Raw genomic sequence first — 23,894 nt, 5'->3', positions numbered from 1 at the left:
CGCGCAAAGCGGTCTATCGCGTTCGTATGCGCGTTCTGCTATTTGCGCACCTTAAGTAAGCTCCTTTCACGTGACTGTCCCTACCTCCGACGCTGATCGCCGCCTACGACTGCTTGCCGACGCCACTGCAACGCTCGGCACGTTGTCCGACGTGTTGAACCCGCTCGGTGAGCGTTTTGCTGCGGCCGGTCACGAGCTGTTCCTGGTGGGTGGCAGTGTTCGCGACGCGATCCTCGGCCGCTTCAGTGGCGATCTGGACTTCACGACGGACGCCAGGCCGGAGAAGGTTCAGGCTCTGCTCAAGGGCTGGGTGGACAAGCAGTGGGACACGGGCATCGAGTTCGGGACCATCAGCGCCATCAAGCACGGCCAGGAGATCGAGATCACGACCTTCCGGGCCGACGCTTACGATCGCGTCTCTCGTAATCCGATAGTCGAGTACGGCACGACGTTGGCCGACGATCTGGTGCGCCGCGATTTCACCGTCAACGCGATGGCGATGAAGATCGGCGCGGACGGTTCCTACACGTTTGTCGATCCGCTGAACGGCATGGACGCGCTGTTGGCCGGAGAGCTCGATACGCCGTCGGCGCCGGAAAACTCGTTCAACGACGATCCGCTGCGGATGCTGCGTGCTGCCCGGTTCGTCTCGCAGCTTGGTTTCACGTTGAACAATCGTGTTTTCGAGGCCATCAAGGAGATGGCGTCGCAGATCGAGCGAATCACCGCCGAGCGTGTGCAGGTGGAGCTGAACAAACTGATGCTGGGCATGTACCCGGTGGACGGCATCAACATGATGGTCGACTCCGGACTGGCTGCATACGTGCTGCCCGAGGTTCCGCAGATGAAGCTCGAGATCGACGAGCATCACCAGCACAAGGACGTCTACCAGCACTCCCTCACGGTGCTCCAGCAGGCGATCGATCTCGAAGAAGGCGATCCGGACCTTGTATTGCGTTGGGCAGCACTGCTTCACGACATCGGAAAGCCGGATACCAAGCGTAACGAGCCTGGCGGTGGGGTCAGCTTCCACCACCACGAGGTGGTCGGCGCCAAGCTGGTGCGCAAGCGCATGCGGGCACTGAAGTTCTCGAAGCAGATGGTCGACGACGTCTCACAGCTCGTGTTCCTGCACTTGCGTTTTCACGGCTACGGCAAGGGACAGTGGACCGACTCGGCGGTGCGGCGGTACGTCACCGACGCGGGCGAGCTGCTCCCCCGCTTGCACAAGCTCGTGCGGGCCGACTGCACCACACGCAACAAGCGTCGCGCCGCGCAGCTGCAGGCCACGTACGACGACATCGAAGAGCGGATCGCGCGTATCGCGGAGCAGGAAGACCTCGCTCGGGTGCGTCCGGACCTCGACGGCAACGCCATCATGGAGCTGCTGAACATCCCGGCCGGCCCGCAGGTGGGCAAGGCATGGACGTTCCTCAAGGAACTACGTCTGGATCGCGGCCCGCTCGAGCGTGACGAGGCCGAGGCCGAACTGCTGAAGTGGTGGGCTACCCAGCAGGGCTAGTTTCTCGTTTCTTGCGGTTGATCAGCACCGCTGACAATCCGGCGGCATAGACACCCGCACCGGCAACGGCCAGGCCGACGCTCTTGCCGTCGGGTGCGATCACCGTCGACGCTGCCGCGATCGCACCGATGAACGCGACGTTGAACACGGTGTCCTGCAGGGCGAATACCTGACCACGACGGTCGTCGTCGATGTCGATCTGCATGGCCGCGTCGCCGCTGAGTTTCACGGACTGGCCGGCGATGCCGAGCAGGAAAGCGGCGATCAGCAGCGACCCCTGAGTCAGCGTGGTCACGAAGACGAGCTGGACGAGAACCGCGCACACCAGGGCGTAGGTGATCGTCCGTGAGCGACCGATCCGCGGGATGAGGAACGGTGTGATCAATGCCGCGATCAGCATTCCGATTGCCGTGGCGCCGACGGCGACGCCGAATCCGGCCATCCCTCCAGGTAATTGGGAGCCGTTCGAGGTGTCGCGTAGGACCAGCACCATGATGAGGGTGTTGATGCCGAAGCAGATGCGGTGCGCTCCGATTCCGATCATCGCCGTGGTGACGCCGGGCGCCTCCCAGACAGCGGTTGCACCGGTGCGCAGTCCGGCCGTCACCGAACGGACGGCACTGGCGCGGACCACTTCGTCGGCGACCGGACCAAGTGAGCGGGCGGTGAACCTGGCCGCGGCGAGGGCCGCGATCACCGATCCCAGTGCTGCGATGGCCACGGCGGCGCCTGACGCTCGATCCCCCGCGCCGATCATGCCGATGATCGCCACCGCTGCCGAAGCACCAAGAGCGGCTACCACCGAACCAGCCGTTGTGAGAACGGAATTGGTTGCCACCAGCCACGATTGTCGGACGACCTTCGGCAGGGCTGCGGATACGCCTGCCCCGACGAAGCGACTGACTCCGATTGCAGCAAGCGCACAGGTCAACAACAGAGTGTCACCGCCGCCGGCGACCAGCAGCACCGCAGTGGTCAGGATGAAGAGCCCGCGGAGCACGCTCGCCCACAGGAGCACCAGGCGGCGGTCCCAACGATCCAGCAGAGCGCCGGCAAAGGGGCCGATCACCGAATAAGGAAGGAGCAGTACGGCAAAGCCGGCCGCTATCGCCACCGGATCGGTTTCGCGTTCCGGGTTGAAGAGGATTGCGCCGCCGAGCGCGGCCTGGAACATTCCGTCGCCGAACTGGCTGGAAAAGCGGACGAGCGCCAGCCTTCCGAGGCCGGGTGATTCACGCAGGGTGTGCAGTACGCGCTGCCAGGCCTCGCGGCGGTTCGAGGCTCGGTTCATAAGCGGAAACTGTAGTGGGTGGGTCAGGCGCCGATCTTGACGGTGGCCCGCTCGAGGATCGGCGCGACGTCGACGCCCCTCGGCAGCGTTCCGAACACACTCCCCCAGCTGTTTCCGAGCCGACTCGCGCAGAACGCGTCGGCCACCGCGGGGTGCCCGTAGCGGAGCAACAGCGAGGCCTGCAGAGCGAGCGCCATGTCGCCGACGATCTTTCGTGCCCGGTATTCGATGTCGTCGAAATCGCCGAATGCCACCTGGAGATCCCGCACGGCCTGATCGAAGTGGCCGTCCACTCCACTGGCTCGTTTCAGCTCGTCGAAGAACACCTGCAGTGTTTCGGGTTGCTTGGCCATCGCCCGCAGTGTGTCGAGCGCCGCGACGTTGCCGGAACCCTCCCACACCGAAAGCAGCGGAGCCTCGCGATAGAGGCGCGGCATCCGGGATTCCTCCACGTATCCGTTTCCGCCCAGACACTCGAGTGCCTCGGCAGCGTGGATCGGTCCGCGCTTGCAGACGAAGTACTTACTCACGGCCAACGAAATGCGTCGTAGTGCGCTGGCGTGGGCATCGCCTGCGGTTGCGCGGTCGGTCAGAGCGGCCAGCCACATCGCGACGGTGGTCGACGCTTCCGATTCCACCGCCAGATCTGCCAGAACGTTTCGCATCAAGGGTTGGTCGATCAGGTTGGCGCCGAAAGCACTTCGATGATTCGCGTGGTGAACTGCCTGCATGGTGCCGACGCGCATGCCGGTGGCCGTGCCGATCGTGCAGTCCAACCGGGTCATGTTGACCATCTCGATGATGGTGCGCACGCCCCGGCCTTCCTCGCCGACCATCCACGCGAGAGCGTCGCGGTACTCGACCTCACTACTCGCGTTGGAATGATTGCCCAACTTGTCCTTCAAGCGTTGCAGGTACATGTTGTTGAGCGAGCCGTCCGGCAGGACCCGAGGCAGGAAGAAGCACGACAGACCACCCGGTGCCTGGGCGAGGACGAGGAACACGTCCGACATCGGCGCGGAGGTGAACCACTTGTGGCCCGTCAGCAGGTAGCTGCCGTCGGATTGTGGCACTGCCCTTGTGGTTCCGGCACGAACATCCGAACCGCCCTGCTTTTCCGTCATCGACATACCGGCGATCAATCCGGGTTTGGTGAGGGGAGCTTTCAGCGCCGAATCGTAGTGCCGCGTGGTCAGGAGGGGTTCGTACTGCGCGGCCAGATCCGTGTTGTGCCGCAGCGCGGGGATCACGGCGTACGTCATGGAGATAGGACAGCCGTGGCCGGCATCGGTTTGACCCCACACGGCCATCTTCGCGGCGCGGACGAGGTGTGCGTGTGGATTCGGGTCAACCCACGGAGCGCCGTGCAGTCCCAATTCCACTGCGGTGCTCATGAGTTGGTGATAGGCGGGGTCGTAACGGACCTCGTCGATGCGGTTGCCGTAGCGGTCGTGGGTTCTCAGAACAGGTGGGTGCTCCTCGGCCAGATCGCCCCACTCCTGGGCCTGAGCACTGCCGGCGCGGATCCCGACGCGATGAACCCCCTCGAGTGCGTCCGATGCTCCTTCGCGGTGTAGTGCCTCGAGGATCGGCGCGTATTCGGCTGCGTCGTAATCGATCAGGGGCGGAACCTGATTGGTGACTTCATGCGTGGGTGTCATCGAAGCTCCCTAACGATCGAAGGGTGAAGGCGAGAATGGCGTCGATCGCAGCGGGATCGGTGGTACCGCCGCGCAGTGGAAGGATCAGGGCCTCGCCGATTGCCCCGACGATGCACGCTGCCGTCAGAGTGGCGTCCTGTGGCGGTATCTCACCGGATTCGACTGCTGAGCGAATTGCGGTGGCCAGGCAATCGCGGAACGATTCGCGAAACATCAACCGCTGTTCGTCGACGAGAGGATCTACCGGTTCCACCAGCAGTGCATAGGCGAGAACCGGTGCGCGCATGGCACGTTCGGCGAAGGTCCGAACCGACGCTGATACAGCGGAGCGGTGGTTGCCTTCCAGATGTCGGGCGCTGTCTCCGGCGTCCCGAGCTGCGGATACCTCACGGCTGCAGACTGATTGGAACACTTCGGCGAACAATTCGCCCTTGCCGTCGAAATGTCGATACAGCGTCCCGGTGCCGACGCCGGCGTTCTTGGCCACCGCGGCGATGGAACATCCCGCATAGCCGTGGGTTGCCACTGCCGTCGTGGCGGCCTCGAGCAGCCGGGCGCGTTGTGCGTCCAATCTTTCCTGTACTGCCGGAGTGCGGCGATAGGCCATGTGAAGAAGTGAACACCCGTTCCGTTCTTGCGTCAAGAGCCCCCACCTGCAGGTTCAGGCAGCAGCGGCGCGAGCCTGTTCCTCGCGCCACCACGCGACGGTCGCTTCGGCGGCCTGATCGAGCGGCGTCGGCGAGAGTCCGAGCAGCACTTCGCTGGCACTCGAGTCCATGACGAACGGCTTGGTGAACTGGTAGTTCATCTCCGCGAGTTCGCGGCTGTCGGTGTTGATCTTGCCGACGGCGTCGAGCACCCAGGCGGGCAGGACACCCACCTTGGCGGGGGATGCCTCGGCGGCGCGGGCGAAGGCCTCGGCGATCTTGCGCTGAGTGAGCGCGGGGCCGGTGGGTGCGTGGAGGACGGAGTTCCAAAGTTCGGGGTTGTGTGCCGCCGCGATCATCGCTGCTGCGAGATCGGGGATGTAGGTGAAGGAGTGCGGCTGATCTGCGGAACCGATGACACGAATCTTCTTACCTGCCATGACCTTCGGAACCATGCGCTCACCGGCGTGGGCGGTGCGGACGCGGGGGCCGAAGAAGTCCGAGGCCACGACGCTGACGGTGGGTGGTGCAGAGGCCTCGCGAGCACGCAGCAGCGCGGTGCGCACTCCGCGCTTGCCACCGGTGGCGTTACGTGGATCGGATTCGGTCATCAGGGCGTCGGAGTTGTAGGCGTAGAGGCTTTCGGGGAAGACCACGACGGCACCGATGGATGCGGCCGCGTCGAGCACAACCTTCTCGGCCGCCGGGAGTTCCCGCTCCCAATCGGCTGCGTTGTAAGCAGCGTGGATGCAGTGGTAGATGGCCGTGGCGCCCTCGCTGACCGAGCGCAGGGCCTCGGCATCCGAGACGTCGACGCGTCGGCGGTCGATCAGCGGGTGCTCGGGCCCGCTGCCGGACCTGGTCAGGAGCCGGACGTTGATTCCCTGCTCGGCGAGCTGTAGTGCGACGGCGGATCCGACGGGTCCTGCTCCGGTGACGATTTCGAGGTTCGACATGGTGTGCTCCTTCTTGTTTCGAGTGAACTGAGAGCACTGCTCTCGTTTTCAAGAATGCACCCGCACCTCAGCGCTGTCAAGAGCAGTGCTCTCTTTTGTTGATACTGCTCTCGGGAATGGGGCAAGATGGACTCATGGTTGGAACTCCCCGTGAGCGGGCGCGCGAACAGACGCTGCAGGACATCACCCGTATCGGACGCGAGCATCTCGCTGCCGTCGGCGCTGCCGCTTTGTCCCTGCGCGCCGTCGCGCGTGACCTGGGAGTCGTGTCCTCAGCGGTATACCGCTATGTCGCCAGTCGGGACGAACTGCTGACCTTGCTGGTGGTCGACGGGTACACGGAACTGGGCGCGGAAGTGGACGCCGCCGTGAATGCCGTTGCAGCAGAGGATTTTCGCGGACAGTTCATTGCTCTCGGGCGCGCCGTTCGGAGCTGGGCGATCCGGGAGCCGGCCCGCTACGGTCTGTTGTTCGGCAGCCCCGTCCCCGGCTACGACGCTCCGGGCGAGCAGACCACCGGCCCCGGCACCCTCGTCGTGACCCGGCTGATCGGGATCATCGACGCCGCCCATCGCGCGGGTTCACTGACGGTGCGAGAGGGTCCGGGCCTGAGTGACACGTTGGCAGCGGACCTCGAGGGAGTGCGGAATGAACTGGGTACGGACCTGCCGCCGGATGCCGCGGTGCGCGCAACTCTCGTCTGGGTATCGCTGTTCGGTTCGGTGAACTTCGAGGTGTTCGGGCAGTACGGAAGCGATACGTTCACCGACGCGAGCGAGATTTTCGAGCGGCATTTGGCACTACTTGCCGATGTGGCGGGTCTGACCTGAACACGCTTGTGTCTCGTTCCTCCGCGCGCAGTTGTCGGTGAGATGATGTCCTTGTGGCGCACGCAGAAGAACCCGAGGATCGAATGGCCTGGATAGAACCGGAGGTTCGTCCGGGCAGTTTGTTGGTGTCGTCGACCGATCTCACGGAACCCGCATTTCGCCGCACCGTCATCTACATGATCGAGCACAACGACGCCGGGAGCCTGGGCGTCGTCGTCAATCGGCCGAGTGAGACGGCCGTGCAGAACGTGTTGCCGCAGTGGTCACCGCTGACCGCGCATCCTTCGGCCCTGTACATCGGTGGACCCGTCAAGCGTGACTCGGCGCTTTGCCTGGGCATCGCTCGCAACGGTGCGCGGATCGACGGCGTCGCCGGCCTGCGGCGGGTGGACGGCAAGGTAGTCATGGTGGATCTGGACTCGGACCCGGAGGTCATTGCTCCTCTGGTCGAAGGGATCCGCATTTTTGCCGGGTACTCGGGTTGGACTCTGGGCCAGCTGGATTCGGAGCTCGAGCGTGAAGACTGGATGGTGATCAGCTCGCTGCCGTCGGATGTGCTGACGCCGCCCCGAGTCGATGTCTGGGCACGGGTGCTACGACGCCAGCCGCTACCCGTGGCGATGCTGGCCAGCCACCCCATCGAGGTGGAACGAAACTGACTTGTCGGAGGTCGATGATATTCCTGTGTCATCGTTTTCGAGAGAGGTGGCAGCAATGATCGCTGAGCGTCAGATCCAGTGCGCGGATTGTGTTTCGGATGTCGATCACTGCCACGATTCTTTGCTACGGCATGCCGACGGGTCACTCGAATGCACCGGCGCGAACTGCCTCGACCTGGCATCGGTCCGCCATGCGCTGTCCATCGATTGTGCTGAACTGCAGGGCGGTTGCGGCTGCGTCGACGCGACCCGAGGCGAGTTGCTCGCTAGCTGACGCTGACCGGATCCCGATTCGCGAAGCGTTGCGCCATCGCAGCACAGACGATCAGTTGGATCTGATGGAAGATCATCAGCGGCAACACGATCAGGCCGACGGGCTGGCCCGCGAACAGTACAGCCGCCATCGGTAGGCCCGTTGCCAAGGACTTCTTCGACCCGCAGAAGATGATGACGATCTGATCGGGAAGATCGAACCCGAGCTTGCGCCCCGCGAGAGTGGTCACGCCGAGAACCAGCGCGAGAATCAGGCAGCACACGATTGTGAGGATCACGATCTGCCAGATCGTGATGGTGCTCCAGATCCCCTCTTTCATGCTTTCGCTGAAGGCGGCGAAGACAACGAGGAGGATCGATCCGCGATCGACGTACTTGGTGGGTTCGGCGTACTTCTGCAGCCATCCGATCACCAGCGGGCGGATCAGCTGACCGACGATGAACGGGATCAGCAACTGCACGACGATGTCGAGGATCGACGAGAAGTCGACCGTTGCCTGGCCGGTGGTGTTCATCAGCAGAACCACCAGCAGCGGTGTGACGAAGACGCCGATCAGGTTGGAGAACGACGCACTGACGATCGCGCCCGCGACATTCCCCTTGGCGATCGAGGTGAACGCGATCGAAGACTGAACCGTCGACGGAACCAGGCACATGTAGAGGATGCCGGTGTAGAGTTCGTCGCTGATCAGCGTCGGCGACAGGAATCGCAGTGCTAGGCCGATCAGTGGGAACAGCACGAACGTCGCGGCGAGGACGACGGTGTGCAGTCGCCAGTGCTTGACGCCCTTCCAGGCTTCCTGCGGCGAGAGCCGTGCGCCGTAGAGCAGGAACAAGAAGCCGATGGCGATCTTGGTGGCCCAGTTCAGAATGCTCTCCGCGGTACCCGATACCGGGAACACACTTCCGAGCACGCCGGCGATGATGATGCCGAGGATGAACCCGTCGATGTAGAACCTACTGAGAAACTTCACCTGGCTAAGGATAACGGCGAGCTTCAGCGGGCTCTCGAGCCCCACGAAGGTTGAAGCCCATCACCGCCAGGCACAGCAGCGTCCCGATGATCGACAGCTCGATGATGGCCGTCTGCATTCCCTGGAGGGTGATGGCGATACCCGCGATGATCGACGGGATCGCCAGTCCCGCGTAGCTGACGGTGAAGAACGCGGCCAGAACTCCGCCGTGGCTCTCGCGGGCGTGGGTCCGGGCGGCGGCGTTGACGCGCTTCATGCCGCCGGCAAACGCCAGACCGTGCCCGGCGCCGACCACGACGGTGATGACGCCAAGCAGTGCCAGGCTCGGGACGAGGTCGACCACGAGGAGGCCGATCATTCCCAGAGCGAGGATTCCCAGACCGACGGTGACGGACGTGCGCGGGTCCATGCGGCTTCCGCCGAGTTGCGCGACCACCGAGCAGATCATCACCAGTGCGGCTGCCCCGCCGCCGAGCAGAAGGTTGTCGATGTTCAGCAGGCTGGTCATCCACGACGGGACCACCGACTGGAAGAGCCCGACCGCGCCCCACGACAGCGCGACGGCGAGCGAGCTGAGCCAGAAAGTCTCGCGAACAGTGGCGGGAACATGTGGCATTTGGAAGAACCGCTTCGGGCGTGTGACGTCCCCGATCCGCGGAAGTAGCAGCAACACGATCAGTGCCGGGATGAACGCGACGAGGAAGATCAGATACGGCAACCGCAGCGGTTGTGGAAGGTACTGGGCGATTGCACCGGACACGAGTGGTCCGAGCGCACCGCCCAACGCGCCCGTCACCGTCGATACGAGCGCTGCTCGTCGGTGATCGAACTTCGGTTCCTGCTCCACCAATGCGGCGCTGCCCGCCGCACTGGCCGCGCCCACCGCGATTCCCTGGGCAATCCGGCCGACGAACAACCACACCGTCGCGTCGGCAAATGCCAGAACGAGCGTGCCGACGACGCTCAGAGCGAGTGCAGTAAGGAGCACGGTGCGTCGGCCGAGGGCGTCGGACAGCGGTCCGAAGAACAGCAATGCCGGAACGAGGCCGGCGACGTAGACGCCGTAGATCAGCGTCTGGATGGTGGGCGTGAATCCGAACTCGGTCCGGTACAGCCCGTAGACGGAGGTGGGCATGTTCGCGCCCAAGAGGATCACGGTGAGGACGTAGCCCACGCCGTAGAAGTGTCGATTGGTGCGGCGTGTGCGTTCTTCGGTGGCGACAGCTGTGGCGGACGTGGGAAGCCCCTCCTGAAGACAGAGTGCGAAAATACATGGGTCGTCCTACGTATCGTAGGTGAGTGGAATGATCGCCGCTAATGCTGTGAGGATGAGCTGATGACCGTTGTTCGCAAAGAGTCCGCGTACGAGCAATCCCTCGACTGGATGCGCGCGCAGATCTCCGACGGCGTCTGGACAGTGGGCAATCGTGTTCCGACCGAGCCGGAGTTGATGAGTGTTCTCGGCGTCGGCCGGAACACCGTGCGCGAAGCGATCAAGACATTGACCTCGACGGGAGTTCTCGAGATCCGTCGCGGATCAGGGACCTTCGTGCGCGCTCGGACCGACATCGGCGGACTGCTCGGCAGACACGCGTCCGTCGACGAGATGAAATACGTCTTCGAAGTGCGTCGTGCGCTCGAGATGGAAGCCGTCCGGTTGGCGTGTGAGCGTCGCAGCGACGACGACGTCCGGATACTTCGTGAACTGGCCGCCAAGCGTGACGTCCCAGCGGAGAACTTCGTCGACGTCGATCTCGCGTTTCACATTGCCGTCGTCGATGCCGCCCACAATCCCGTGCTGAAAGATCTGTTTGCCGGAATCCTCGAAACAGTTCGAGCCACCTACGAGGTGACCGAAGGGGTGCATCCGCCGTCGCTGACGTCTTCGCATCATCAGGGAGTTGCCGAAGCCATCGCCGAACGCGATGTCACCAAAGCCAGGGCTGCGGCGTGTGGGTATCTCGAGAAGACTCAGGAAGCGATCGGTTCAGGCTCGGCGGTTACCGAGTCCGGGCGTCGGCCAATCGATTGAGTGACCCCGCGATGTCTTCGGCTTCGGGTGTCGTGATCGTGAGTCGGTCGCCACAAGCGAACGTGATGACCACCGCTGGTCCGGTGCGGGTGACGACGCCGTAGTTACGACGACCCTTGGTCTTGAGTCCCCAGCCGCCGAAGTCCGCGAACGGTTTGATCTCCGCGACGTCGGCTCCGACAACTTCCTCGATGCCGTAGGTCATCGCAGCCATCCCCATGTTGATCACCCGGATTTCCCGTTCGTCGACGATCACCCGGAAGCGAACCAGGCTGACGACGAGCAGTCCGAGTGCCCCGAAGATGAACAACGGCCAGAGTGACCGCATCGCCAACGCCATGATGACTCCGGGCGCCAGAGTGATCGCAGTGAGGATCACCGACCCCTTGGTGCTGAATCCGACGTCGTCGGAGATGGGGAGAGCGCAGCGGCTTCGCGGCAACCCGGCCGAGGGTTCGATCGTGGCAAGAGTGCGGACGCGGTAGTCACGCAGGAAGGAGGCGCCGATCCACCCCAGCACCCCGCCGACTGCAAAGCCGACACCGAGAGACCACAGCGGGAGTGACGTCGTGGACGGATCGGCGACATCGAGTTGGGTGTAGAGCAAAGCGAAGTTCACTGTCGTGATGAGCCCGACCACGCTCAGCCCGACAACCAACATGAATCGGCGCATCATCAGCATCGCGGGAGCAAGAGCAGCAATCGCACTGAGACCGCCACCGAAGAGCAGCGTCAGAAGTGCAATGGTCCAGGCGTTGGCCGACGGGGTGGAGAATCCGTCCGGCGAGGTGGTGGTCCAGTGAGTCGCGATCTGCTCCGGGAGGCGGGGCTCCCAAATTTTTGTCAAGACGAAGCCGAAGACCGCACACAACAGCGGAACGACTAGCCCGAATACGACCCCGGCCGGGTCGACCACGCGATGTTTCACGTGAATCAATGAGCCGGCTGGCAAGCATCCTTGAGTGCGCAGGCACCGCAGGAAGCGGTACCGCAAGCGGCAGCGTTCGCCTTGGCCTCGGGGGTCTCCGCCACCGGCTCGTCTGCGGCAGGCTCGGAGTGTCCGCCGCAGTTGCAGTCGTTACCGCATCCGCTCTGCTGCGGGAGTGCGGCGGCAGCACGGGCACCGATGCCTCCACCGAAACCGGCGGTGAGGACGGCGACGACGACGGCGATGATCGCGACTGCGACGCCGAAGACTCCGCCGATGGTCAGTGCTGCGACTCCGCCGATGACCAACATTCCGGCGGCCGCGAGCATGGTCGGACCGGCCACCTTGTTGGCGAGGGCGAACGACTCCTCGCTCCGCAGGGAATCCTCGGTGCGGACACCGGCCCAGCGGTTGCGCGGGAGTTTGCCGATCAGACCGGCGACACCAACTCCACCGACGGCGACAGCGAGCACGAATAGCACCACAGCGACAACGATCACCCATACAGGATAGGCGCGAGTGGAGTTGATGGTATGCCCGGGTCGCACAGGCTCTACCCTGGTTATCGGTATTTCCGTCAGCCAAGTAGATAGCGACCACAGTGACCGAGTCTCCGCAGTCCCCCGATTCACCAGCCGACGCAACTCCGCAGCACCGCTACACCGCGGAGCTCGCCGGCCAGATCGAGCAGCACTGGCAGGACCGCTGGAGTGAGGACGGCACGTTCAACGCGCCTAATCCGGTCGGTCCGCTCTCCTCGCCCGACGGTGTTCCCGCCGACAAGCTCTTTGTTCAGGACATGTTCCCGTACCCCTCGGGTTCGGGCCTGCACGTCGGTCACCCGCTCGGATACATCGCTACGGACGTCTTCGCGCGCTTCCATCGCATGCAGGGGCGCAATGTCCTGCACACCCTCGGCTACGACGCGTTCGGTCTCCCGGCCGAGCAGTACGCCGTGCAGACGGGTACCCACCCGCGGACGACCACCGAGTCCAACATCGCCAACATGAAGCGCCAGCTGCGACGCCTGGGTCTGGGCCACGACGAGCGTCGTAGTCTCGCGACGACGGACGTCGACTTCTACCACTGGACGCAGTGGATCTTCCTGCAGATCCACGGCGCCTGGTACGACAAGGCTGCCGGCAAGGCGCGTCGTATCTCCGAGTTGGAAGCCGAGTTCGATTCCGGTGAGCGCGCTCTGGAAGACGGACGCGAGTGGGCTTCGTTGGACGTGGCCGCGAAGGCCAAGGTTCTGGACTCGTACCGCCTTGTCTACCAGTCGGATTCGATGGTCAACTGGTGCCCCGGTTTGGGTACCGTCCTGGCCAACGAGGAAGTCACCGCCGACGGTCGTAGTGACCGCGGAAACTTCCCAGTCTTCCGTAAGCATCTCCAGCAGTGGATGATGCGCATCACCGCGTACTCCGACCGCCTGGTCGACGACCTCGAGTACCTGGATTGGCCGGACAAGGTCAAGGCCATGCAGCGCAACTGGATCGGACGCTCGTACGGTGCCGAAGTTACCTTTGCTGCAGGCGAGTACGGCGTCGATGTGTTCACTACCCGTCCGGACACGCTGTTCGGCGCCACCTATGTGACGCTGGCTCCTGAGCATGACTTGGTGGACAAGCTCGTCGCGGACGAGTGGCCCGAAGGTGTCGACGCACGCTGGACGGGCGGTGCCACGACGCCGGCGGAAGCTGTTGCTGCATACCGTAAGTCGATTGCCGCCAAGACCGACTTGGAGCGTCAGGAAAACAAGGAGAAGACGGGCGTCTTCCTCGGTTCCTACGCCGTCAATCCGGTCAACGGCCACAAGGTCCCGATCTTCATCGCCGACTACGTGCTGACGGGCTACGGCACCGGCGCGATCATGGCAGTTCCAGGACACGATCACCGTGACTGGGAGTTCGCGAACGCGTTCGGACTGGAAATTCTCGAAGTTATTGCCGGTGGCGATGTTTCGGAGGCTGCGTACTCCGGTGACGGCCCGCTGGTGAACTCCGACTACCTCGACGGTTTGGACGTAGCCGAGGCCAAGGCGACCGTCATCAGTCGCCTCGAGGAGAGCGGCCAGGGCAAGGGCACCATCCAGTACAAGCTGCGCGACTGGCTTTTCGCGCGTCAGCGTTACTGGGGCGAGCCCTTCCCGATCGTCTACGACGCGGACGGCAACGCACACGCTCTGCCGGATTCGGCTCTGCCCGTGGTGCTTCCGGAGGTCGAGGACTACGCACCCGTGTCCTTCGATCCGGACGACGCCAACTCCGAGCCCTCTCCCCCGCTGAACAAGGCGACCGACTGGGTCAACGTCGAGCTCGATCTCGGTGACGGTCTGCAGACCTACCACCGCGACACCAACGTCATGCCGCAGTGGGCAGGTAGCTCGTGGTACCAGCTGCGCTACATCGACCCCACCAACCAGGACGCCTTCTGCGACCCGCAGAACGAGGCGTACTGGACGGGCCCGCGTCCGGAACTGCACGGCCCCAACGATCCCGGTGGAGTCGACCTGTACGTCGGCGGCGTCGAGCACGCAGTGCTGCACCTGCTGTACTCGCGCTTCTGGCACAAGGTTCTGTTCGACCTGGGCTACGTGTCCTCGAGCGAGCCGTACCGTCGCCTGTACAACCAGGGCTACATCCAGGCATTCGCGTACACCGACGCCCGCGGCGTCTACGTGCCGGCAGAGGAGGTCGTCGAGCGTGACGGCAAGTTCTTCTACGAAGGCGCCGAGGTCAACCGCGAGTACGGCAAGATGGGCAAGAGCCTGAAGAATGCCGTTGCGCCGGACGAGATCTGCGCCGAGTTCGGTGCAGACACTCTGCGTGTGTACGAGATGTCGATGGGTCCGCTGGACACCTCGCGTCCGTGGGCAACCAAGGACGTCGTCGGTGCTGCGCGATTCCTGCAGCGAGTGTGGCGCGTCGTCATCGACGAGGAGACCGGCAAGCCCCGTGTCACCGACGAAGCTCCTGGTGAAGAGACGCTGCGTGCGCTCAACAAGGCGATTTCCGGTGTCATCGAGGATTACACGGCGCTGCGCGACAACACGGCCGCCGCGAAGCTGATCGAGTACAACAACCACCTCACCAAGGCGTTCCCGGGCGGTGCGCCGCGTGCTGCTGTCGAGCCGCTGGTGCTGATGCTCGCTCCCCTGGCGCCGCACCTCGCGGAAGAGCTGTGGTCGCGTCTGGGTCACACGGAATCCCTTGCGCACGGACCCTTCCCGGCAGTCGAGGAGAAGTGGCTCGTCGAGGATACCGTCGAGTACCCGATCCAGGTCAACGGCAAGGTTCGTAGCCGCATCAGCGTCCCGGCGGATGCCGATCGCAAGGCTGTCGAAGAGATTGCGCTGGCCGACGAGAAGATCGTCGCTCTGCTCGAGGGCAACGCACCCCGCAAGGTGATCGTTGTGCCGGGCAAGATGGTGAACATAGTTCTGTAGGGCCTTCGGCCCCTGTGCGCCGTTTTGGTAGTTACCGCTACCGAAACGGCGCACAGTCGTTTCTGGGGGATGATTCCCGACGTTGACACCGAGGGGGGAACCTCAAAGGCGGGATCGTCAAGTACGGGGTGGTCGGTATTTCGAAGATGGGAATGGCTCCACGTTCAAGTTCGAACCGAAAATCGTTGCCGTTGCTCATAATCCAAAGCCAGGTTCGAGTTTGTGACGCCAATCAGTCGTTGTCCTGAATGTCCCGCTCCACGGAACATTTGGTAGCGCGTGTTCGATGTGAGGGCTGTGATGCACGTAACACGTTGCCGAGAGCGGTAGCTGTCGTTCCACTGCACTTCCCCGCAAGGCCCCCGTCGGCGGTATTCGACAGGGGGTCAATCGAATTTGTAGGTGTCCCGAAAGGATCTTCCAGCCATGGCGTCTCACGTCCACAGCTCCGGTTCGTCTCCTAGTGCGCCCGAACCGACATCGATACCGGAGCGTTGGACTCCGCGACTGGTGTTCTCTCTGGCGTCGATCGTTCTACTTCTCGAGATGCTCGCGGTGAGCTACATGATGATTTCCACTGCGCTGCCGGCCATCTCGGCGCATTATCAAACGACGCAGGGAGCTTGGCTGCTCACGTCGTTCTTGCTGCTGGGGGCGGTCGCGTCTCCTCTGCTCGGAAAGCTCGCCGACATGTACGGCAAGCGAAAAGTCCTGCTCTTGGCGGTCGCCGGCGCAGCGGTCGGATCCTTCATTTCGGCGGTTGCGCCGAGCTATGCCGTCCTGATTCTGGGCCGGTCATTGACGGGTCTTCTCGTTCCCTGCCTCTTCCTGAGCTACTCCCTCATTCGAGATGTCTTCCCGCCGAAAACTGTTGCGCTGGCAGTCAGTATCGCGACTTCCGGTATGGGTCTGATCGCGATTCCGGCGCCGTTCGTCTCCGGTTGGTTGATCGACAACCACGGGTTCCGGAGCATCTTCTGGTTCTTTGTCGTCGGGCTGGTTCTCCTCGGCGGCATGATCTTCGCTTCGACGGCGGAATCGACTGTCCGACTTCGCTCTTCGCTGGACCTGATCGGCGCGGTACTGCTCGGATCGGGCATCGCCGGAATTCTGATCGGCGTCAGCTTCGGACCGACCTGGGGCTGGAAGAACGGTTCGACACTGGCCTACCTGATCGGCGGCGTCGCACTGTTGGTGGCTTGGGTTGCCTCCGCCCGAGCCATCCGAGAGCCCCTGATCGACCTGCGCTACTTCGGCAAGCGTTCGGTGATGCTCACTGCCGTCGGTGCCGGGTTCTGCTACGGCGCGTCGGGAGTCTTCACGATTCTGCTGCCGATGATGGTGATGACCCCAGCAGTTCTCGGCCTGGGATACGGATTCGGCGTCACGGCAGAGGGATTCGCGATCTTCCAGGCGCCGCTTGGCGGCATGGTGGTGGTCGGTGGTTTGATCGTGGGCTTCCTCGTGGGGCGCAACATCCGGCCCCGTCTGCTGATGATCATCGGAATGATCCTCATGGCAGTCGGATTCACGTTGACGGCAACCATTCACGACAACAAGCCTCTGCTCATCATCTTTGCCGGAATCTTCGGTGTCGGTATGGGTATGGGCTACGCCTCCATCCCGAACCTGCTCATCGAGGCAGTGCCGCCGCAGTTGCAGGCAACCACGGCGAGCATGGTTGCGGTCTTCCAGAGCATCTTCCCCGCAGTGCTTCCCGTCATCGCCTTCACGGTCTTGAACTCGCACATCGCGATGGCGATGGAGGGCGCTGTCTTCTACACCGACGAGGGCATGCGTATCGCGTTCCTGATCGGTGCTGCTGCAGCAGTTCTCGGCGCGATCGCAGCCGTGTTCCTGCCGCGAAACATCGTCCAGATCGGCGCAGAAGACGGTGTGCAGCAGGAGACGTCCCTCCTCCCGGCTCACTGATCGGAAATGCTGCGCGTGTAGATCCGGACTGACAGGATTGGGCGTACCGACGAAAGGACTCCCATGACGTTCGCGGATCTGGACGGTGACGAACTGTGGAGTTACCTGACGGAGCGTTCAGGATTGCCCGGCCCGCGCGCGAACCTTGGGCTCATGCTCGAGTTCGCGCGCGGCGCCGATGACGACGACATCCTGCTGGCGGCGGAGTCCGAGGACGAATACATCCGCTGCTGTGGGATCGTCGGGCTCGGATTCATCCTTGTTCGTTCACGCGACAAGGCTGTTCTGAACAGTCTGACGGAGGCAACCACCAGTGCGTCGTGGCGTGCACGTGAAGCTGCCGCGATGGCCGTTCAGGCGATAGGCGACACGGATCCGCAATTATTGCGGGCGATCATCGAGCAGTGGGCGCGCTCCACCCATCCATTGACGCTGCGCGCAGCGGCTGCGGGGATCTGCGAGCCACGGTTGCTGAAGGACAAGACCAACGCTGCGCTGGCCGTTGAGGTGTGCCGAGACGCTACCGAGTGGATCGTCTCGCAACCAGCTGATTCCCGTCGTGACGCCGACACACGGACTCTCCGGCAGGCGCTCGGATACTGCTGGAGTGTCGCGGTTGCGGCGGATCCGGAGAATGCCCTGCCGGCATTCGTCTCCCTGGGGGCGTCGGACGACACCGATGTCGTCTGGATCGTGCGGGAGAACCGGAAGAAGGCTCGCCTGCGCAAGGTGCTCGAAAGCTGACCCGTGGAACAGAGTCGTAGGTTATCCTCAGAATTAGAACCTGTTCTAACTACGAGGGGTAGACCATGGCACCGTCCGCAGAGGTAATCCGCAAGACCGTCGACGCCTACATCGAGACCGTTGCGACGGGCACTGCTGCCCAGGTTGTGGCCCTGTACGCAGAGGGTGCAACGGTCGAAGACCCGGTTGGTACCGACGTGCGCACCACCCGCGAGTCCATTCTCGAGTTCTACTCCGTGATCGAGAATTTCGACCAGGAAGCTCACCTTCAGACCCTCCGCATCGCCGGAAACGAAGCGGCATTCCACTTCTCGCTGATCACCAAGCTCGGCGAGCAGACCCTGACCATCGCACCCATCGACGTCATGACCTTCGACGACGACGGAAAGATCCTGTCGATGCGCGCATTCTGGAACCAGGAAGACATGATCACCGCCTGACATGACGGTCAAGACGATCGACGTCGACGGATTCCGTTGGCAGATCGACGATTCCGGTTCCGGGACAGCTGTGGTCATGTGCCACGGCTTTCCCGGCCTCGGATACAGCTATCGCCATCAGTCGGCAGCGTTGGCGGAAGCGGGTTTTCGGGCGATTGCACTCGACATGCCCGGTTACGGCGGCACTACCCGCCCCGACGCGATCGAGGACTACACCAACGACGCCGTCGCGAACCGGCTGATCGACCTACTCGACGCTCTCGGAATCGACAAAGCGGTGTTCGTCGGACACGATTTCGGCGCTCCGGCCGCGTGGACGACAGCGCTTCGTCACCCCGATCGCGTTGCGGGACTGGTCTCCTTGGCGGTTCCCTATGCGCCGGACAGATTCCCGGCCAAGCCCTCGGCCATCTACGCCGCCTTGGCGCGCAAGCACTTTCTGCACATTCACTATTTTCAGGAACCGGGTGTCGCGGAGCGCGAACTCGACGCCCGTCCACGTGAATTCCTTCAGCGGCTCTTCCACGCCTTGTCCGGGGCTTACCGGTACCTCGATGTGTGGAAGAACCCCTCCGAAGGAAACGGCTATCTCGACGTACTTCCCGAGGCGCCGGCGTTGCCGTGGTCGTGGCTCACCGAGGATGATTTGGATGTCTATGTAAAGGCCTTTACTGCAACAGGTTTCACCGGTGGCTTGAACTGGTACCGAGCGTATGACGCCAATTGGGAACGCAGCGCGGATCTGGACGGCGCGCACGTCGAGGTCCCGACGCTCTTCGTTGCGGGCGCGGAAGACCCGGTCATCGCGATGAGCGGTCCCAAGGCACTGGACCGAATGAAGGACACTGTCCCCGACCTGCGGGGTGTACATCTCCTCGGCGGTGCGGGGCACTTCGTACAACAAGAACGCGCTGTCGAGGTCAATGAACTTTTGATCTCTTTCCTTCGGAGTCTCTAGGCGAAATCGGACAGAGGGTCTAGCGTTGCGCAGATGCGCACCAGGATCTTCGATCGCGGTATTCGTGTCGGTATCACCGGTGCTCTTGTTGCCGGTTCGCTTCTGGCTCTGGGCGTGTCCGGTGCCGCCGCCGCTCCGCCTTGCCCTGGATCGTCACCCGCCATACTCAGCGCCCAGATTCCGGGTGCTGCCCTCGAGGGTGTCACGGTGGACGGGCAAGGGCGCCTGTATACGACCGACCTGGTGAGTGGGCGGATCTTCCGCGTCGACGGGCCTGGTCAGGCCGCAGTTCCGATCGCGACGGTTCCCGGCGGTGCGGGCGCACTCGCGTGGAGCCCGGACGGTTCACTGCTGGTGGGTACCGGAGCAAACGCCGGCGTGCTGATCGGCGATCTGACGCGTGCTGCGTCGGTCGCGCGGGTGGACGTGAACTCGGGTGCCGTGACGCCGATAGCCGGTGGTCTGAGCGCTGCAAACGGCCTTGCCGTCGCGCACGACGGGACGATCTACGCCACCAACGATTTCGGTTCGCTGATCGGAAAGGTCAGCCCGAATGGTTCCGTCGACCCGGCGTGGGCAACCTTCCCGAGTGCAAACGGCGCTGCCCTGAGCGCCGATAATCGCTGGCTCTACGTTTCGCGCACGTTCGCAAACCCGGGTGTCAGCCGCATCTCCGTGGACAATCCGGGATATTCGGAGTCGTTGGTCGATCTCGGTGGTTTCGAAACCTTCTCTGCCCCAGATGGTTTGACCTTGGACTCGCGAGATCGCGCAATTGTTCCCACGGACATCAGTGGTGAGGTGTGGCGGATCGACGGACCCGGCCAGTACTGCTCGCTCACCAGCGGACTGCAAGCGTCGAGTGTGTTGACCTACGGGCGTGGCAATTCCGGTTTCGCGGCCGGGCATCTCTACCGCGCCGGGTTCGACGGAAAGATCTTCGAGATTCCGGCCGGCTTCGACGCGGGCGCCCAGGCCGCAACCCCCTGACGCGACACCCTGACGCGACTTACCCACTACTGATGCCGGGACTGCCGGAATCGTCCATACTGGTCTGCATGGCGGAAACGAGTGAGATCGACGAGGCCGAAGTGGCCCTTCCCGCGATACCGCAGCCGTTGCTGACCCCGCTCACGGAAGCTGCGATCTTCCTGGTTTTCACCATCGACGAGGGTGGTGAGCAGGCAGTTCACGACGTTCTGGCGGATATTTCCGGGCTGCAGCGCTCGATCGGATTCCGGGTTCCCGCCGGTGGCTTGGCTGCCGTCGTCGGCATCGGTTCGGATGCGTGGGATCGACTTTTCGACGGTCCACGGCCGGCGGAATTGCATCCGTTCGTCGAGTTGACCGGTGACAAACACCACGCCCCGCGCACGCCGGGCGATCTGTTGTTTCACATCCGGGCCCGTCAGATGGACCTGTGCTTCGAGTTCGCCACGGTCGTGACCAACAGGTTGGCCGGGGCCGCGTCGGTGATCGACGAGGTCCACGGGTTCAAGTATTTCGAGCAACGCGACCTCATGGGTTTTGTCGACGGTACCGAGAACCCGTCCGGGCAGGCCGCTTACGTCGCGGTCACCGTCGGTGACGAGGATCCGGATTTCGCAGGCAGCAGTTACGTCATCGTCCAGAAGTACCTCCACGACATGTCGGAGTGGAACTCCCTGCCCGTCGAGGAGCAGGAGAACGTCATCGGACGCTCCAAGCTCGAAGATCTCGAGATGGACGACGACACCAAGCCGGCCAACTCCCACACCGCACTCACCGTCATCGAGGACGAATCCGGTGAGCAGATCCAGATTCTGCGGGACAACATGCCGTTCGGCCACGTCGGCTCCGCTGAGATGGGTACCTATTTCATCGGTTACTCGGCGTCGCCTACGGTCACCGAGCAGATGCTCACCAACATGTTCATCGGGAATCCCGTCGGCAATTACGACCGCATTCTCGATTTCTCCACCGCCGTCACCGGAATCAATTTCTTCGTTCCGACGGCGGACTTTCTCGACGATCCCCCGGACTTGCCGACCAGGCTCGTTCCCGAAGCGACGTTCACAGCGCCCATCTCTGACGGTTCTCTCGGAATCGGCAGCCTCAAAAGGAGTGCCCAGCAATGACAAACCTGCACCGCGACCTAGCACCCATTTCGGCAGCAGCCTGGGCCGAGATCGAAGAAGAGGCGAGCCGTACCTTCAAGCGTCACGTCGCCGGTCGTCGTGTCGTGGATGTGGAGGGACCGTCGGGTGACGATCTCGCGGCCATCCCACTCGGGCATCAGGTGCCGATCAATCCCTTGGCCGACGGCGTCATCGCACATGCTCGTCAGTCCCAGCCGATCATCGAACTGCGGGTCCCGTTCACCGTCAGCCGTCAGGCCATCGACGACGTCGAACGCGGCGCCAAGGACTCCGACTGGCAGCCCGTCAAGGACGCGGCCAAGCAGATCGCGTTCGCCGAGGACCGCGCCATCTTCGAGGGATACCCCGCAGCCAGCATCACCGGCGTGCGGGCCAGCGGTTCCAACCCGGAACTGAAGCTACCCATCGACGCCAAGGACTACCCGGAAGCCATCAGCCAGGCGATCACGTCGCTGCGCTTGGCCGGTGTCAACGGACCGTACTCACTGCTCTTGAATGCAGATGCGTTCACCGCGATCAACGAGACCTCCGATCACGGCTACCCCATCCGCGAGCACCTGCGACGCGTCCTCGACGGCGAGATCATCTGGGCCCCGGCCATCGACGGCGCTTTCCTGCTGTCGACGCGTGGCGGTGACTACGAATTGCACCTCGGCCAGGACCTGTCCATCGGCTATCTCTCGCACGATGCGAACTCCGTCGAGCTGTACTTCCAGGAATCGATGACGTTCCTCATGTACACCAGCGAAGCTGTTGTCTCACTTGCGTGAGAGCTTTCGAAACCTCTGATACCAGGGTGGGCGAGGCAGTTCGCCGATGTCCTGGAGATGGGCGACAAAGGCCTGGGCATCCGCATGCGAAGACGTCTTCGCCCGTCCGTCCGCCCACGCTGTGAACAACTGAAGATAACGATCGCCGAGAGTGTGGCGCACGACCGGAAGGTGGTGCGCCACTTCTCCTGCGCGCTTTCGGAGCAGCGCCGCCGAGACAACGGCGGCTTCGTCTTTGTCGAAGCCTTCGGGCAGTTCGCCACCCGCCACCAGTGCGCGAATCAGCGCCTCTTGACGCTCACCGAGCGTGCTCATGTGCGTGACCAATCGGTGCCCGCGGTGATGCGATCCAGACCAGCTGCGTCGGCGATGGCATCGAGCTCGTCGAGCAATTCCAGTGCCGGCGGATAGTTTCCGTCGCGCTCGAGCATGATGGCGGGATGGTGACCGGCGGCGGTGAAATACGCAAGGAGTTCCAGCACGGCTTCGGGTACCGGATCGGTGTGCGTGTCGTGGTATTTGCCGTCGCTGATGCTGCCACCGGCGATGTGGCAGTATGCGATTCGCTCGAGTGGTAGCCGGCTCAGCTCGGCCCAGGGATCACGCCCTCGGTTGAGGGCATTGGCATAGACGTTCGCGATGTCGAGAACCAGCAGAGCCCCGGTGCGGTCGACGATCTCCGAGAGAAACTCCCCTTCGGTCAACTCGTCGTCGGGCCAGTCGAAAAGGGCGGCAACGTTTTCGACGGCAAACGGCACCGGTAGACCGTCCTGAGTGCGGGTGATGTTGCGTACCAAGACATCGATCGCTTCGTGGGTGCGTGGCAGTGGGAGCAGGTGCCCGGCCTCTATGCCGCCCGCCCGCACGAATGCGATGTGCTCGCTCGCCAAGGGAGCGCCCAGTAGCTGAGCTGCATGCGCAAGGTGATCGATCCGTGCCTGATCTACCGCCTCGGCCCCGCCAAGTGAGAGCGAGATTCCGTGCGGAATCACCGGAACTCCCAGCGAGCCGAGGTGCGGCGGTATCTCGTTTCCGATGGATTCGGCAATGACTTCGCAGAATGCCAGGCCGTCGAGCTGCGCGATGATTCCGGAGACCTCGGGGCGCCAACCGATTCCCAGGCCGTACAGGGTCATTCGAGTCACCTCCCGTGTGCAACTGCTAACGGCGACTATAGACGGATCAGCCGGGCAACCAGTTGGGTCCCGGACCGTTGCCTTCTTCGAAGATCAGCCACGTTTTGGTCGAGAGAACCCCGTCGAGTCCCTGGAGTTCTTCGAGAACGGTGTGGCGTAGTTCCTGGTTGTCCGGGGCTCGAACCAGCACCAGAACGTCGAAGTCGCCGCCGAGGAGGGAGAAGTGCTCGACAAACGGCAGGGCCTTCAAGGACGCCGCCAGACCTCGCCACGAGTGCTGCCTGATCGAGAGTGCCACGTATGCCGAGGAGCCGAGTCCGGCCTTCTCATGGGCGATCCGCGTCGTGAATCCGGTGATGATTCCGGCGTCCTCGAGCCTTTCGATGCGGACGTAGGCGTGAGCGCGGGATATGTGCGCCTTCTCGGCCAGTGCACGCATGGAGATGCGACTGTCTGCGACCAGTTCGGCGATGATGCGACGGTCGATCGCATCGAGAGCGTGCGGTTCGGTGGCCATCTGTCCATTCCTGGTTCGGTAGTCGAGTCGGTTGATGG

Annotated in this window: 24 protein-coding genes; 13 read left to right on the top strand and 11 right to left on the bottom strand. The window is 63.2% G+C overall.

The features are described 5' to 3' along the window. The first annotated feature begins 70 nt into the window (after positions 1-70). Complete coding sequence (locus AC1Q61_RS19725) at positions 71-1,522, top strand: CCA tRNA nucleotidyltransferase (RefSeq protein ID WP_003942535.1); 1,452 nt, start codon at positions 71-73, stop codon at positions 1,520-1,522. On the opposite strand, the gene AC1Q61_RS19720 is transcribed toward AC1Q61_RS19725, so the two are convergent. Genes AC1Q61_RS19720 through AC1Q61_RS19705 form a run of 4 tightly spaced genes read right to left on the bottom strand, consistent with a single transcriptional unit; the run spans position 1,506 to position 6,077 of the window. Further along, complete coding sequence (locus tag AC1Q61_RS19720) at positions 1,506-2,813, bottom strand: MFS transporter (RefSeq protein ID WP_007729119.1); 1,308 nt, start codon at positions 2,811-2,813, stop codon at positions 1,506-1,508. The two genes, AC1Q61_RS19725 and AC1Q61_RS19720, sit on opposite strands and share 17 nt — an antisense overlap. Positions 2,814-2,836: 23 nt before the next feature. Further along, positions 2,837-4,474: an acyl-CoA dehydrogenase family protein gene (locus tag AC1Q61_RS19715; protein ID WP_215516213.1), complete on the bottom strand. Its 1,638-nt coding sequence runs from the start codon at positions 4,472-4,474 to the stop codon at positions 2,837-2,839. Further along, positions 4,458-5,081 carry a TetR/AcrR family transcriptional regulator gene (locus tag AC1Q61_RS19710; RefSeq protein ID WP_042924289.1) on the bottom strand — a complete coding sequence of 208 codons (624 nt, stop codon included), beginning with the start codon at positions 5,079-5,081 and terminating at the stop codon, positions 4,458-4,460. The genes AC1Q61_RS19715 and AC1Q61_RS19710 overlap by 17 nt, the downstream gene beginning before the upstream one ends. 54 nt (positions 5,082-5,135) lie before the next feature. Beyond that, on the bottom strand, positions 5,136-6,077 hold the full coding sequence (locus AC1Q61_RS19705) for an NAD-dependent epimerase/dehydratase family protein (RefSeq protein ID WP_042924293.1): 942 nt from the start codon (positions 6,075-6,077) through the stop codon (positions 5,136-5,138). Positions 6,078-6,211: 134 nt separating this feature from the next. On the opposite strand from AC1Q61_RS19705, the gene AC1Q61_RS19700 reads away from it, so the two are divergent. Genes AC1Q61_RS19700 through AC1Q61_RS19690 form a run of 3 tightly spaced genes read left to right on the top strand, consistent with a single transcriptional unit; the run spans position 6,212 to position 7,840 of the window. After that, positions 6,212-6,907, top strand: a complete 696-nt coding sequence (locus tag AC1Q61_RS19700) for a TetR/AcrR family transcriptional regulator (RefSeq protein WP_003942494.1) — start codon at positions 6,212-6,214, stop codon at positions 6,905-6,907. 53 nt (positions 6,908-6,960) lie between these two features. Then, a complete protein-coding gene (locus tag AC1Q61_RS19695; RefSeq protein ID WP_003942572.1) occupies positions 6,961-7,566 on the top strand; it encodes a YqgE/AlgH family protein in 606 nt (201 codons plus the stop codon). 55 nt (positions 7,567-7,621) lie between these two features. Beyond that, the gene (locus tag AC1Q61_RS19690; protein WP_042924370.1) at positions 7,622-7,840 is read left to right on the top strand and encodes a hypothetical protein; all 219 of its coding nucleotides are present in this window, start codon (positions 7,622-7,624) and stop codon (positions 7,838-7,840) included. On the opposite strand, the gene AC1Q61_RS19685 is transcribed toward AC1Q61_RS19690, so the two are convergent. Both AC1Q61_RS19685 and AC1Q61_RS19680 read right to left on the bottom strand, forming a co-directional pair. Further along, positions 7,833-8,813 (bottom strand): bile acid:sodium symporter family protein, encoded by a 981-nt coding sequence (locus AC1Q61_RS19685; protein WP_003942582.1) that lies wholly within the window; start codon positions 8,811-8,813, stop codon positions 7,833-7,835. The two genes, AC1Q61_RS19690 and AC1Q61_RS19685, sit on opposite strands and share 8 nt — an antisense overlap. A gap of 4 nt (positions 8,814-8,817) precedes the next feature. After that, positions 8,818-9,987 (bottom strand): MFS transporter, encoded by a 1,170-nt coding sequence (locus tag AC1Q61_RS19680; protein WP_042924296.1) that lies wholly within the window; start codon positions 9,985-9,987, stop codon positions 8,818-8,820. 162 nt (positions 9,988-10,149) lie between these two features. On the opposite strand from AC1Q61_RS19680, the gene AC1Q61_RS19675 reads away from it, so the two are divergent. After that, positions 10,150-10,845: a FadR/GntR family transcriptional regulator gene (locus tag AC1Q61_RS19675; protein WP_042924298.1), complete on the top strand. Its 696-nt coding sequence runs from the start codon at positions 10,150-10,152 to the stop codon at positions 10,843-10,845. Here the strand turns inward: AC1Q61_RS19675 and AC1Q61_RS19670 are convergent. After that, positions 10,814-11,773, bottom strand: a complete 960-nt coding sequence (locus AC1Q61_RS19670; RefSeq protein ID WP_228401565.1) for a DUF1648 domain-containing protein — start codon at positions 11,771-11,773, stop codon at positions 10,814-10,816. The two genes, AC1Q61_RS19675 and AC1Q61_RS19670, sit on opposite strands and share 32 nt — an antisense overlap. Before the next feature lie 5 nt (positions 11,774-11,778). Then, complete coding sequence (locus tag AC1Q61_RS19665; protein WP_042924372.1) at positions 11,779-12,273, bottom strand: SdpI family protein; 495 nt, start codon at positions 12,271-12,273, stop codon at positions 11,779-11,781. 101 nt (positions 12,274-12,374) lie between these two features. Here AC1Q61_RS19665 and leuS point away from each other — a divergent pair, with 101 nt between their 5' ends. The 8 genes from leuS (at position 12,375) to AC1Q61_RS19625 (ending at position 22,203) form a co-directional block, all read left to right on the top strand. Further along, entirely contained in the window at positions 12,375-15,221 is a 2,847-nt protein-coding gene (gene leuS / locus AC1Q61_RS19660) for a leucine--tRNA ligase (protein ID WP_215516212.1), read from the top strand. Between the two features lie 426 nt (positions 15,222-15,647). Further along, entirely contained in the window at positions 15,648-17,153 is a 1,506-nt protein-coding gene (locus AC1Q61_RS19655) for an MFS transporter (protein WP_030537475.1), read from the top strand. Between the two features lie 63 nt (positions 17,154-17,216). After that, positions 17,217-17,897 (top strand): hypothetical protein, encoded by a 681-nt coding sequence (locus tag AC1Q61_RS19650; protein WP_492651038.1) that lies wholly within the window; start codon positions 17,217-17,219, stop codon positions 17,895-17,897. Positions 17,898-17,962: 65 nt separating this feature from the next. After that, positions 17,963-18,337 (top strand): nuclear transport factor 2 family protein, encoded by a 375-nt coding sequence (locus AC1Q61_RS19645; RefSeq protein WP_003942502.1) that lies wholly within the window; start codon positions 17,963-17,965, stop codon positions 18,335-18,337. 1 nt (position 18,338) lies between these two features. Then, a complete protein-coding gene (locus tag AC1Q61_RS19640) occupies positions 18,339-19,295 on the top strand; it encodes an alpha/beta fold hydrolase (RefSeq protein ID WP_492651037.1) in 957 nt (318 codons plus the stop codon). A gap of 33 nt (positions 19,296-19,328) precedes the next feature. Then, complete coding sequence (locus AC1Q61_RS19635) at positions 19,329-20,285, top strand: SMP-30/gluconolactonase/LRE family protein (RefSeq protein WP_007729077.1); 957 nt, start codon at positions 19,329-19,331, stop codon at positions 20,283-20,285. 68 nt (positions 20,286-20,353) lie between these two features. Continuing rightward, a complete protein-coding gene (locus AC1Q61_RS19630) occupies positions 20,354-21,412 on the top strand; it encodes a Dyp-type peroxidase (RefSeq protein WP_042447536.1) in 1,059 nt (352 codons plus the stop codon). Further along, entirely contained in the window at positions 21,409-22,203 is a 795-nt protein-coding gene (locus AC1Q61_RS19625; RefSeq protein ID WP_003942478.1) for a family 1 encapsulin nanocompartment shell protein, read from the top strand. The genes AC1Q61_RS19630 and AC1Q61_RS19625 overlap by 4 nt, the downstream gene beginning before the upstream one ends. On the opposite strand, the gene AC1Q61_RS19620 is transcribed toward AC1Q61_RS19625, so the two are convergent. Genes AC1Q61_RS19620 through AC1Q61_RS19610 form a run of 3 tightly spaced genes read right to left on the bottom strand, consistent with a single transcriptional unit; the run spans position 22,192 to position 23,856 of the window. Continuing rightward, entirely contained in the window at positions 22,192-22,518 is a 327-nt protein-coding gene (locus AC1Q61_RS19620; RefSeq protein ID WP_492651036.1) for an SCO6045 C-terminal-like domain-containing protein, read from the bottom strand. The genes AC1Q61_RS19625 and AC1Q61_RS19620 overlap by 12 nt on opposite strands. Further along, a complete protein-coding gene (locus AC1Q61_RS19615) occupies positions 22,515-23,339 on the bottom strand; it encodes an MbnB/TglH/ChrH family RiPP precursor modification enzyme (RefSeq protein ID WP_209448184.1) in 825 nt (274 codons plus the stop codon). Before AC1Q61_RS19615 ends, AC1Q61_RS19620 begins: the two co-directional genes overlap by 4 nt. Before the next feature lie 46 nt (positions 23,340-23,385). Continuing rightward, the gene (locus AC1Q61_RS19610) at positions 23,386-23,856 is read right to left on the bottom strand and encodes an Lrp/AsnC family transcriptional regulator (RefSeq protein ID WP_020971454.1); all 471 of its coding nucleotides are present in this window, start codon (positions 23,854-23,856) and stop codon (positions 23,386-23,388) included. Positions 23,857-23,894: the final 38 nt, after the last annotated feature.

It is taken from the genome of Rhodococcus sp. MPR-R1B, from assembly GCF_058793255.1.
This window is presented reverse-complemented; position numbering and strand designations above follow the sequence as displayed.

What these genes read in the sequence shown, in the direction of transcription:
- AC1Q61_RS19720 (WP_007729119.1), bottom strand. Translation starts at nt 2,813, where the DNA reads ATGAACCGAGCCTCGAACCGCCGCGAGGCCTGGCAGCGCGTACTGCAC.
- AC1Q61_RS19715 (WP_215516213.1), bottom strand. Translation starts at nt 4,474, where the DNA reads ATGACACCCACGCATGAAGTCACCAATCAGGTTCCGCCCCTGATCGAT.
- AC1Q61_RS19710 (WP_042924289.1), bottom strand. Translation starts at nt 5,081, where the DNA reads ATGGCCTATCGCCGCACTCCGGCAGTACAGGAAAGATTGGACGCACAA.
- AC1Q61_RS19705 (WP_042924293.1), bottom strand. Translation starts at nt 6,077, where the DNA reads ATGTCGAACCTCGAAATCGTCACCGGAGCAGGACCCGTCGGATCCGCC.
- AC1Q61_RS19700 (WP_003942494.1), top strand. Translation starts at nt 6,212, where the DNA reads ATGGTTGGAACTCCCCGTGAGCGGGCGCGCGAACAGACGCTGCAGGAC.
- AC1Q61_RS19690 (WP_042924370.1), top strand. Translation starts at nt 7,622, where the DNA reads ATGATCGCTGAGCGTCAGATCCAGTGCGCGGATTGTGTTTCGGATGTC.
- AC1Q61_RS19675 (WP_042924298.1), top strand. Translation starts at nt 10,150, where the DNA reads ATGACCGTTGTTCGCAAAGAGTCCGCGTACGAGCAATCCCTCGACTGG.
- AC1Q61_RS19655 (WP_030537475.1), top strand. Translation starts at nt 15,648, where the DNA reads ATGGCGTCTCACGTCCACAGCTCCGGTTCGTCTCCTAGTGCGCCCGAA.
- AC1Q61_RS19650 (WP_492651038.1), top strand. Translation starts at nt 17,217, where the DNA reads ATGACGTTCGCGGATCTGGACGGTGACGAACTGTGGAGTTACCTGACG.
- AC1Q61_RS19645 (WP_003942502.1), top strand. Translation starts at nt 17,963, where the DNA reads ATGGCACCGTCCGCAGAGGTAATCCGCAAGACCGTCGACGCCTACATC.
- AC1Q61_RS19640 (WP_492651037.1), top strand. Translation starts at nt 18,339, where the DNA reads ATGACGGTCAAGACGATCGACGTCGACGGATTCCGTTGGCAGATCGAC.
- AC1Q61_RS19635 (WP_007729077.1), top strand. Translation starts at nt 19,329, where the DNA reads ATGCGCACCAGGATCTTCGATCGCGGTATTCGTGTCGGTATCACCGGT.
- AC1Q61_RS19630 (WP_042447536.1), top strand. Translation starts at nt 20,354, where the DNA reads ATGGCGGAAACGAGTGAGATCGACGAGGCCGAAGTGGCCCTTCCCGCG.
- AC1Q61_RS19625 (WP_003942478.1), top strand. Translation starts at nt 21,409, where the DNA reads ATGACAAACCTGCACCGCGACCTAGCACCCATTTCGGCAGCAGCCTGG.
- AC1Q61_RS19620 (WP_492651036.1), bottom strand. Translation starts at nt 22,518, where the DNA reads ATGAGCACGCTCGGTGAGCGTCAAGAGGCGCTGATTCGCGCACTGGTG.
- AC1Q61_RS19615 (WP_209448184.1), bottom strand. Translation starts at nt 23,339, where the DNA reads ATGACCCTGTACGGCCTGGGAATCGGTTGGCGCCCCGAGGTCTCCGGA.
- AC1Q61_RS19610 (WP_020971454.1), bottom strand. Translation starts at nt 23,856, where the DNA reads ATGGCCACCGAACCGCACGCTCTCGATGCGATCGACCGTCGCATCATC.